This window comes from Canibacter oris, assembly GCF_014197205.1.
GTDB lineage: Bacteria > Actinomycetota > Actinomycetes > Actinomycetales > Microbacteriaceae > Canibacter > Canibacter oris.
Genome location: NZ_JACIFD010000008.1, coordinates 85,514 through 96,413 on the forward strand (window position 1 = coordinate 85,514; position 10,900 = coordinate 96,413).

At 59.3% G+C, this 10,900-nt stretch carries 7 protein-coding genes; 3 read left to right on the forward strand and 4 right to left on the reverse strand.

Annotated features, from left to right (window positions below; genetic code table 11):
- Window positions 1–24: 24 nt before the first annotated feature.
- From F5897_RS04995 to F5897_RS05010, 4 genes are read right to left on the reverse strand one after another with little or no spacing between them, the layout of a single operon-like run.
- Window positions 25–2,640, reverse strand: a complete 2,616-nt coding sequence (locus tag F5897_RS04995; protein WP_183304703.1) for a DEAD/DEAH box helicase — start codon at window positions 2,638–2,640, stop codon at window positions 25–27.
- The gene (locus F5897_RS05000; protein ID WP_183304704.1) at window positions 2,637–5,762 is read right to left on the reverse strand and encodes an AAA family ATPase; all 3,126 of its coding nucleotides are present in this window, start codon (window positions 5,760–5,762) and stop codon (window positions 2,637–2,639) included. The genes F5897_RS04995 and F5897_RS05000 overlap by 4 nt, the downstream gene beginning before the upstream one ends.
- Window positions 5,752–6,909 (reverse strand): exonuclease SbcCD subunit D, encoded by a 1,158-nt coding sequence (locus F5897_RS05005; protein WP_183304705.1) that lies wholly within the window; start codon window positions 6,907–6,909, stop codon window positions 5,752–5,754. Before F5897_RS05005 ends, F5897_RS05000 begins: the two co-directional genes overlap by 11 nt.
- A gap of 35 nt (window positions 6,910–6,944) precedes the next feature.
- Entirely contained in the window at window positions 6,945–7,442 is a 498-nt protein-coding gene (locus F5897_RS05010) for an Lrp/AsnC family transcriptional regulator (RefSeq protein WP_124824232.1), read from the reverse strand.
- 216 nt (window positions 7,443–7,658) lie between these two features.
- Between F5897_RS05010 and ald the strand changes: the two genes are divergently transcribed.
- The 3 genes from ald to F5897_RS05025 all read left to right on the forward strand — a co-directional run.
- The gene (ald, locus tag F5897_RS05015) at window positions 7,659–8,783 is read left to right on the forward strand and encodes an alanine dehydrogenase (RefSeq protein ID WP_183304712.1); all 1,125 of its coding nucleotides are present in this window, start codon (window positions 7,659–7,661) and stop codon (window positions 8,781–8,783) included.
- Between the two features lie 63 nt (window positions 8,784–8,846).
- Window positions 8,847–9,263, forward strand: a complete 417-nt coding sequence (locus F5897_RS05020) for a hypothetical protein (RefSeq protein ID WP_124824233.1) — start codon at window positions 8,847–8,849, stop codon at window positions 9,261–9,263.
- A 145-nt stretch (window positions 9,264–9,408) separates the two neighbouring features.
- Window positions 9,409–10,900: amidohydrolase (locus tag F5897_RS05025; RefSeq protein ID WP_183304706.1), on the forward strand; the 1,492-nt coding region annotated here is incomplete at its 3' end.

Here is a 10,900-nt window from a genome sequence, read left to right on the forward strand (position 1 = left end):
AGCCGCGCACGGCTAGAAGCACGGCTAAAAGCGCGGTTTAAAACCGGTGACTGTCAGTGCGACCTCGCCGAGCTCGTTGCTCAGACGCAGATCCACCTCAGCAAAAATTGCCCAGCCGAGTTCTGCGCCAGGATCCATCACCACCTGCTCCACGTGCCACACCTCGGGGTCTTTGGTAATACGTAACAGTTCCGGGCTGCGGGCTGTGCCGTCGATAACGATGTCACCGCACTCCTCAAAGTAATCGTCGAGGGCGGCATCCCACGCAGCGGCATCAAGCGGCACCGCGGCAGCGCCAACAACAGCGCCAGCTTCCGGATGTGAACAGGCAACCAGAGCCGGAGTGTCCTCTGCGGCAATCAACATCACCACCCGGAAAAGCGCATTCTGCACCATAATGCGAAAAGCCCTGTCATTGTTAGTTAGCAGCCCATTTGCTGGAGCACACAGCTCAGGCTCCGCAACTGCCGCAATTTCCGGCAGTTCACCGGTCTGCGCGTATTTCGCAAGGGCTTCCCACTCATCAAGCAGGCTCGAATCGACCTGCCGCACCATCGTTCCTAGCCACTCCAAAATATCAGTAAACTGCGGTGTGCGCTTATCATGCGGCACACTGCTGCGCAGCGCACGATAGGCATCCGTGAGATACCGCAGCAGCACTCCCTCAACCCGCTCCAAATCATAATGCGTCACGAAGCTGCGGAAGCTAAAGGCATTCTCAATAAAGTCACGCACCACGCTCTTCGGTGCCGGAGCATAATTTTTGATCCATTCAGTCGCCGCTGCATAGCGCTCAAAAGCTTCGGTGAGCAGCTCGCTGAGCGGCTGCGGGTAGGTGATATCGTCAAGAATTCGCTGACGTTCGTCGTACTCCACACCGTCTGCTTTCAGCTGTGCCAAACGCTCTCTCTTTAGCTTTTGTTGCTGCGCAAAAAGAATTTGTGGTGGATCCTCGAGCGTTGCCTCCAGCACCGATATCACGTCGAGGGTGTAACTCGGGCTTTCCTGGTCAAGCAGCTCCAAAGCCGCAATCCCAAACAGCGCCAGGGGCGAATTCAGCGACACCCCGCCCGTCTCCGGGTTTGCCAAGCGCAGCAGCTTGCCGCCGCCATCCGCAGCGGCAGCAGCCGGCTCCGCGAGCAAAATTCCTGCCGCCAGCATGCTGCGCAGCATCGCAATCGCTTCCCGCAGCATCTCGTATTTGCGTGCCGGGGTTTCGTGTGACGCCCAAATCAGCTGCCGCAGCTGCCGTACCAGTTGCCCTGGCTGCTGTTCCCCACGACGGCTAAAAGCGAGCAGCATCGCGTTGGTGATCCGCATTCTGCTCTGCAGCGGACCGGGCGCGGCAGCCTCCAGGTTAGCCGCGGTTTGGGCACTCCAGGTGACTCCCGCGGGCTTCTGCTTCCGCGGCGGTTTGATTTTCTTCTGCGGGTTTTTCGCCTGTTGCGCCAGGTATTTAGCGTCAAGGTGCGCGTTATGCACCTCGTGCTCCGGAGCAACCACAATCACATCGCCAGCGGCATCAAACCCGGCACGCCCGGCACGCCCCGCGACCTGATGAAACTCCCGCGCCGTTAGCCGCCGCTCAGTTTTACCGTCATACTTCACCAGCGAGGTCAGCACCACGGTGCGAATCGGCACGTTAATGCCGACTCCGAGGGTGTCGGTGCCGCAAATAACCCGGAGTAACCCCTGCTGCGCCAGCTGCTCCACCAAGCGCCGATACTTAGGCAACATTCCCGCGTGATGCACTCCCACCCCGGCTAGCAGCAGAGTTTTCAAGGTGCGCCCGTAGCCGGGTGCGAACCTAAATTTCGCAAGCTGCTGCTTTACCTGCTGCTCCTGCTCCCGGGTGAGCAGCTGCTGGGTTTTCAGGTGCTGTGCACGCAGCGTAGCTTCACGTTGACTAAAATGCACCAGATATAACGGTGTTTTTCCTGCCGCAACAGCTTCAGCGACCACATCCTGCACCGTTTGCACCGCGTATTTAAAGTGCAACGGAACCGGGCGCTCCACCCCGGTAATCTCTACGGTTTCACGGCCGGTTGTAGCCTCTAGCGTAGCGATAATCTCCGTCATATCGCCAAGCGTGGCACTCATCAACACGAACTGCGCCGCCTGCGCAGTCAGCAGTGGCACCTGCCACGCCCACCCCCGTTCCGGGTCAGCGTAGAAATGGAACTCGTCCATAATCACGGTGGTAATGTCGGCTGCGGCTGGATCCGCCAAACAATATTGCGCTAAAATTTCTGCGGTAGCACACAAAATTGGGGCTTCAGGATTGATGCTGAAATCGCCTGTCACCATGCCCACGTTGTGCGCCCCAAACTGCGCCACCAGCTCAAAGAATTTTTCGCTCACCAAGGCTTTAATCGGCGCGGTGTAAATACTGCGTTCACCGCGGGTCAGGGCATTAAAATGCGCGCCCAGAGCTACCAGGGTTTTCCCGGTGCCGGTGGGAGTAGCCAAAACGACGTTGTGCTCCAGACACGCGGCCAAAAGCGCCTCCTGCTGCGCCGGATACAGCTCAAAACCTTTATCGCGAAACACCCAATCGGCATAGGTGTCATAAATTGTTTCGGGATCAGCTTCTGGCCCGAGCGCCGTGGCGTGCTCTGCGAGCGTTACGGTGTTTGTCATAATTCTCCTGCGCTGTCCCAGCTGGTTTTAATCGTGCTGACGCCTCTCCCGTTACTGATAACCTCGACCTGATTGCAGAACTGCTCATGCAACTGCGGCACATGGCTAATAACCGTCACCAACCGCCCACTGGCACGCAAATCATCAAGCAGCTGCACCGCTTCCTCAAGGGTTTCGGGGTCTAGGGTGCCGAAGCCTTCGTCAATAAACAGTGAGTCTATTCTAATACCTCCGGCGGCCTGACTCACCGTGTCAGCCAAGCCAAGTGCCAAGGCGAGCGACACCATAAAGCTTTCGCCGCCGGACAGTGAGTCGGTGCTGCGACTGCGCCCGGCGTACAGGTCATAAACGGTAAGCCCCAAACCAGCCTTGTGCTCTTTGCCGGTTTTTTCGTCGCTGTGCTGCAGTCGGTAGCGCCCACCCGCAAGCTTCAAAAGTTGCTGATTCGCGGCTGCCACAACCGCTTCCAGCTGCGCCGCAAGATAGTAGGTTTCCAGCGGCATTTTGCGGGTGTTGGGGCTCCGGCCATTAACCGTTTCCGCGAGTTGGAACAGCGTTAAGGCGGCGGCGTTGCGCTCCTCTAGCGCAGCAACCTCACTCTGCAGCCGCTGCAACTGGCTTATCTGCAAGTCATGCTGTGCCCGCACCCGCTGCGCCCCTTGGCTGCGGTGCGCCGCGGCTTCACGCGCTGCAGCAGCCGCAGCGGCTGCAGCACCGAGCTCGGGACGCTTTTCCGGCAGACGCTGTGCGGCCAGCCGTTCAAGGGAAGTCTCAAGCGCTGCCGTGCGCACAGTATAGGCGTGGATCTCGCTCTCCAGCTGCTGTTGTGCAGTCTCTGACAGATATGCCTGGCGCCACTCATCCTCAGCAGCAAAACCGGCAGCTCTAAGCTGCTCGCGCAGCTGCCTCTCGCTGGCGCTACTTGCCTGCAGTTTAGTTGCTGCTGCTTGCTGCGCTTCCTGCACCGCCGCGAGCGCCTCACCCAGACGTTCTAAAGCGGCGAGCTTAGTGCGCAAGTCTGGCCAGGTGCCAACCACCGCGGCTAGGCGCTGCTGTTGGGTTTGCAGTCGCTGCTCGGTCAGTTTCATCTCGGTTACTGCAGCGCTCTGCTGCTGTTCCGCAGTGCGCAGCGCGTGCGCGGTATCGCTGAGTTGCTGCTGTAACTTGATGCTGTTCTCTTCCAGCTGCGGCACTGCTGCTGCTTGCTGCTGCAGTGTCGTGAGCGCTGCTTCTAGCGCTTCTAAGCTCTGCGCTGCTCCCTCGAACTCGGCGGCAGCCCGCTGCTGGGCGTCCTGCAACTGTGCTCGCAATGCAGCCAGGTCGGTGTTCAACAGCTGCCGTTTTTCACGTGCCTTTTTCGCAGCTGCAGCGGCTGCATCCAGCTCTGCGGCGCTTACCGGCTCGGCTGCGACCGCCGCGGCTGGCGCGGGATGCTGCCGCGATCCACACACCTGACAGGGTTCTCCCGGGCGCAAATCGCTGGCGAGCTCTGCCGCGTTACTGGCGATACGCCTCGCGAGCAGGTCACCATGCTCTTTATCGCGGGCAATTTCTGCGCTGATTGCCTGCTGTTCTTGCCGTGCCACCACCGAGATTTTTTCGGACAATGCGGTAGCCTGCTGCACAGCCGCAAGTTGGCGCTGCTTTGCGGCCACCATCTCCTGCTGCTGCGGCAGTGCGGCGCTAGCCAGGCGCCCAGCTAACAGTTGCTCATCTGCTGCTGCCAACTGCTGCTGGATTTTTTGCTGCTCGGCGGTCAATGCTGCGCCGCGCTCTTGTTGGGCGGTGACCGCAGCTTGCAGTCGTTGGCACTCCTGTTGCAGCTGTGCCACCGCACTATCAGCAACGAGCTGCTGCCGGGCGGCAGCGTACTCCGCGTGCACCGCAGCCAACTGTGCCGCGGGCTCAAGCTGCATGAAATCATGTTCGTGTTGCGACACTCGTTCGAGCGCCTTGATAGACTCTGCTTCGCACTGTTTTTGCGCTGTCACAGCCGCCTCTGCGGCCGCACTATCTCGCTTTTTTTGTGCCACCACGGCCGCAACTTGAGCCGCGCGCTGCGCCCGCCGTAGCCGCGCTGTTGTCTGCTCGTGCTGCGGTTGCTTTGCCCTGTGTGCGAGCTGCTGGTGTCGGAGTGCAGCGCGTTCATCCCAGAGCTCCGCGATGCGCTGCAACGCAGTCGCTGCTGCGGTTTTTTCCGCGGCAGCGGCAGCAGCGGCTGCGGCCACAGACTCCAGCTTGTCTGCAGCGGCTGCCAATTCGGCGCCGAGCACGGTGTTGCGCGCCACGAACTCGGTGAGCGAGAGCTCAGCATCGCAAGCAGCAGCAGCGTCAGAAACGCTCTCAGCTGCGCCAGTTATGCCCGCAACTGCATCAGTATCACCCGCAACTGCATCAGCCAGGCCCATACCGCTACGCTCCGGCACCGCCGCCAAAGCCTGCAGAGTATCCTGCTGCAGTACTTGCAACGACTCCCGTAGCCCGACCATGCGGTGCGCTAAATCTTGCCGCCGCTGTCGTGCCTGCTGTTGCAGCTGCCGTGCAATGCGTTCATAATCGTCAGAGCCGAACAGCAGCCGCAGCGTTTCTAACCGCTCCTCGTTTTTGGCGCTCAAAAATTTCTTAAACTCGCCCTGCGCCAGCAGCATCACCTGATAAAACTGCTTCGCGCTGAATGGCACCAGCTGCTGCAACAGCTCCCCGACCTCGCGCTCTTTCGCGGCCAGCTGCTGCCACTGCCCAGCAGCAGCGTCCCACACCGCAAGTGTCGCTTTACTCGCCTCAGCGACAACGCCCGCGCCGCGTTTTTTTGGGCGGCTCCAGGCGGCTTGACGCCACACCAGGTAGCGCCCTGCGGCGGTCTCAAACTCGGCTTCGGCGCTGGTCGGAGTTACCGCGTCAGCATATTCGCTGCGCACCTTTTCCCCCGGTTTGCCACTCGATAAATAGCGTGCCACTGAGCCGTAAATCGCGAAGCTCACAGCGTCTAAAAGGGTGGTTTTGCCGCTGCCGGTTTTGCCCTTGATAAGCAGCACAGAGTGCGCCGCACCGGCGGCAAAGTCAACCTCCACGGTCGCCGCAAAAGCCCCAAAAGCCGTTGCCCGCACCCGATTAATTCGCATCCTGATCCTCCGTCTGTGCAGCTGCTAACAGCTCGCGCTCCAACTCTGACGCAGGTTGTCCGGCGCGCACAAACTCCAAAAACCCCTCCGCGACCTGTAACGGAGTCTTTTCAGCAATCCGTTCGCGATAGCTGCTCACCGCATCGCTCGCCAGCTGCTGCTCGGGCGGTTCATGTCTGAGCGCCGCACAGAACGGGAAAATTTGCTGCAGTTGCCGCATCGGCTCAGCCGGCAACACCGCATCCGTTAGCGTTGCTTCAACCCAGTCGTCGCTGCCAGGAAGCTGCAGCAACTCTTCTAGCGTGCCCCGCAAACGCGTCAGTGGCCGCGGCACCGGCAGCGCACGCCAGGTCACCTCGCTAACGCCTGCAGCATCCAGGTCTACCAGCCAGACACCGCGCTCGCGGTGCACTTCGCCGAAGCTAAAATACACTGGCGCCCCGCTGTATCGCACATGCGGCGCAAGCGTCTGCCTGCCGTGCAAGTGCCCTAGTGCCGCATAGCTAAAGCCCGCAAAATTCGCAGCGTCAACGTAGTCAATACCGCCGGCGGTGATGTCGCGATGTAGTCCCGCAGCCTCTTCTGGGTGCTCCTGTTGCCCGGAACCAACCGCGAAACAGTGCGCCAAAACCACGGCACGATTACCTCGTTGTGCCGCCAGTTCCCTGATTTCTGCTGTTACCGCGGTAAGCAACGCCTGCTGACTCTCACAGTGCGCTCCCGCATACAACGCGGTGCTCTGGCGCGGCTCCAGATAAGCTATGCCGTAAAAATCCACTTCGCCGTGCGCATCAGGGATTGTAATTGGGTGGCGAAAGCCGTCTTTTGCGGTAATAATGTGAACGTTGGATCGTGCCGCCCAGGTGCTCTGGAATCCGAGCCGCAAGGGATTGTCGTGATTGCCGCTAATCGCAATCACCGCAGCGCCGGCCTGACGCAAAGCCAGCAGCTGTTCTTCCAGAATCTGATACTGCACCGCGGCGGGGTTTGCGTGATCAAAAACATCTCCGGCGATGAGCACCACGTCGACTTTTTCGCGACGCACCATCTCGGTCAGTGCGGCTAGCACTTGGCGGGTGTGGTCCACCAAAGAATAGCCGTGAAAGCTGCGCCCCAAATGCCAGTCGGAGGTGTGTAGAATCCGCATATTTCTCCTTGCAACGTGGGCGCTTAGAAGAGAGTTTACGCGAAATCGTGAGGCGGAGTAACCGGGTTTTGCTTGTGGCTAAAAATAATACTGGTGCGGGTTGTTGACACCGCGGGATGCGCGGAGAGATTTTCTAGCACGAAGTCTCTCACGTGCGCTATGTCACGCGCCAGCAGGTGCACGATGAAGTCTTCTTCCCCGCCGAGGAAGAATAACTGAGTCACCTCCGGCGCGCTGCGCAGCTGCTCCGCGAGCTCCGTGATGAGCTGTCGTTTGCCGTTGCGAATAGTGACGCTGATAAGCACCTGGATGCCAAGCCCGAGTGTTTCGGGATTGACCCGCGCCGAAAACCCGGTGATAACACGCCGCTCAATCAGGCTGCGCACCCGGGCGATGCAGGTAGAAGCAGCTATTCCAACCCGCTCTGCCAGCTCGGCATTTGTGATTCTGCCGCTCAGTTGCAGCTCTAAAACGATTTTTTGATCGACCTCGTCAAGGCAAATATCTGACCGTAGATTATTCGCTTTAGACACTTGGACACACTCCAAAATACCGAAAAAACACTGCTTTCAACATATTAACACCGCAGACTATACACAAGGAGCACATTTTAGGCGCATAATGTGCGAAAATTAATACTGTCTGGTGTGCACTGGTGTATTTCTTGGCCATTCCATAGAGACCACCGCAAACACTGCTGCTGCGGCAGCTCTTCCTAAATAAGTATCACTGACACTAGGAGCATGAAAATGCGCGTTGGTATTCCAACAGAAATTAAGAACAACGAGAACCGCGTAGCCATCACCGAAGCTGGTGTAGTGGAGCTCAAGCGCCACGGCCACGAGGTGCTGATCCAAGCTGGCGCTGGTGAGGGCTCAGCTATCTCAGACGCAGCTTTCGAGGCAGCCGGCGCAACCATCGTTGCAACCGCTGATGAGGTCTGGGCAAACTCAGACATGATCCTCAAGGTGAAAGAGCCAATCGCTGCAGAGTACGACAAGATGCGCAAGGGCCAGGTACTATTCACCTACCTGCACCTCGCAGCAAGCCGCGAGTGCACTGATGCGGTAATCGCGTCAGGCACAACCGCTATTGCTTACGAAACCGTGCAGCTGGCTAACCGTGCACTGCCACTGCTAGCCCCAATGTCAGAGGTTGCAGGTCGCCTCTCAACCCAGATTGGCGCTTACACCCTGATGAAACCTGCTGGTGGCCGCGGCGTGCTGCTCGGCGGCGTAACCGCTACCCGCAAGGCAAAGACCGTGGTTATCGGCGGCGGCGCTGCGGGTGAGCAGGCTGCGCGCGTTGCATACGGCATGGGCTCAGACGTAACCATCATCGACATCTCACTGCCACGCCTGAAGCAGCTGGAAGACATCTACAACGGCGGTATTCAGACCCGCACCTCAAACGCGCACAACATTGCTGAGGCGCTGAAAGACGCTGACCTGGTAATCGGTTCTGTGCTGATTCCGGGTGAGAAGGCTCCAAAGCTGGTTACCGACGCTATGGTGAAAGAGATGAAGCCGGGCAGCGTACTCGTTGACATCGCGATCGACCAGGGTGGCTGCTTCGAGAACTCACGTCCAACCACTCACGATGATCCAACCTTCCAGGTACACAACTCAACCTACTACTGTGTAGCAAACATGCCTGGCGCAGTGCCAGAGACGTCAACCGCGGCTCTGACCAACGCCACCATGCCATACGTTATCGCACTGGCTAACAAGGGCTGGGTACAGGCGCTGCGCGACGACGAAGCTCTCGCAAAGGGCCTCAACGTGCACGAGGGTGTTATCACCAATAAGGGTGTAGCAGACGCTTTCCCAGAGTTGGAAAGCACCACTGTTGAAGAGGTTCTGGCTAACGCCTAAAGATAGCTAAAAAGGGCGCACGGCTTAGGGGCTGTGCGCCCTTTTGCGTTACAATAAGCGGTGATGGATCTGAAATTCACTTTTGCCAAAACCACAGGCACCCCGCATGATACCGCTGCCTCCCCAGCCCCGCTGTCACTGCAACCACTGCAGCAGCTAAGCACCGAGTTGATTGTGAAGGTCACCGCCAGCGCCGACAAGCTAGTGGGCACCGCGACCGGCGCCGAGGGCAATAGTTACGCCAATCAAGAAAAACCCCTCACCGGGGCGGCAGACGCCACCGCTTACCGCTCCGTAATCTCACGGGTTATTGCGGAGCTTGACGAGAAGCTTGCCAGCGCTGTAACTAAGCTGCAGATTCCCGCGGCGGCGCTGCAACCGCTGCTAGACGCGGAGTTTATTACCCCCGCAGCAACCACCACCCAGCTGCTGCAATTGCGCAGCGGGATTGCCGCAGGCACCGCGGTCGAAGCATACTAGCACGGCACTGCTACTGAGCCCCACCTCCGGGCACAGGTGTCCCCTTGTTGCAGTCAGATTAACTTTCGCAGCCGCTTACTGACAGCCGCTGCCAGCTCTGCTACGATATTCACAATTCCAGCGCGTGAATGTTCTAGGAGATGCTATGACCCAAAAAATCTACACTCATGAGCGGTTCTACCGGTTACAGGATGCGCAGCCGCTGGCTGGTGCGATCCTCACCGAGCACGGCAGAATTAAACACATCGGGTCGCTGCAGCAGGTATTAGAGGTGGCGGATCCGGATGCCACGCAGATTGCATTGCCTGGCGCCGCGGTGCTGCCGGTGTTTCATGACGCTCATATTCACACCGGGCTGATGGCGCTAGAAAAACTGGCGCCAGATCTCGACGGCGCCACCAGTCTCGCCGAGGTGCTCACTCGACTGCGAGAGTTCGCCGCCGCGCACCCGGGCATCTCTTGGGTGCTGGGTGGCCGTTACGATGCCAATAAGTGGGAGTGTGGATCAGCCCCGCACCGCGCCCACCTGGACGAAATTTTTGGTGACCGCCCGGTGGTTTTAACCACTGTTGACGTGCATGCGGGGTGGGCTAATTCCGCGGCGCTGGAGTTAGCACAGATTACCGCACTAACCCCAGACCCCAGCGGTGGCAAAATCGTGCGTGACGACTCCGGCGAGCCAACCGGTTTACTGTTGGAGTCCGCACTAACCCCGGTAACTGAGCTCGCCGAGGCTGCGCTAACCCAGCACCTGCCGGAACTGCTGCTGCAAGTGCAACAGGATCTACTCGCGGTCGGCATCGGGCACGTTACCGACATTGACGATGAAAAAGTTTTGCGGGCATACCGGCGGATGCGCGAGCAGCAGCGACTGCACCTCAGGGTACACAAGGCGGTGCGCGCCGAAGAAATCGATATTGCTATCACCGAGGGCCGCCACACCGGCGACGGTGATGACTGGATTACTGTGGGGCCTGTGAAGTTCTTTTCCGACGGCGCGCTCGGGCCACACACCGCGCACATGCACGAACCCTTCGCTGATGAGCCAGACAACTGTGGTATCGCGGTGACCGATGAGCAGACGCTGCGCCGCGAGATCCGCCGCGCAAACAGTGCTGGCCTCGCGGTGATGGTGCACGCGATTGGCGATAAAGCCAACACCATTGCGCTTGATGTTTTGCAGTCGGTGCGCGACATTGCAGCAGAGTTCGGACTGCGCAACCGCATCGAACACGCGCAGCATATTAAGCCGGCTGACATCTCGCGATTTAAAACCCTTAATGTGATCGCTTCAATGCAGCCCTGCCACGCCACCAGCGACTATCCGCTGAGCGTGAATCTGCTGGGCGCGCGAGACACCCTGCACTATCCGTGGCGGTCGCTCTTGGACGCTGGTGCGCATTTGGCTTTCGGCTCTGACGCCCCGGTGGAGCCAGCCAACCCCTTCTTCGAGGTGCACGCTGCGGTGACTCGGCAGCGCCGCGACGATCAGCCCCCTGGCGGGCGCGAACCGGAGCAGCGGCTGGACGTGCTAACCGCGCTGCAAACCATCACCGCGGGCCCCGCTTACGCCGCCGGCTTAGAAAACGATATGGGATCGTTAGCAGTCGGTAAATTTGCTGATTTCATCGCAGTTG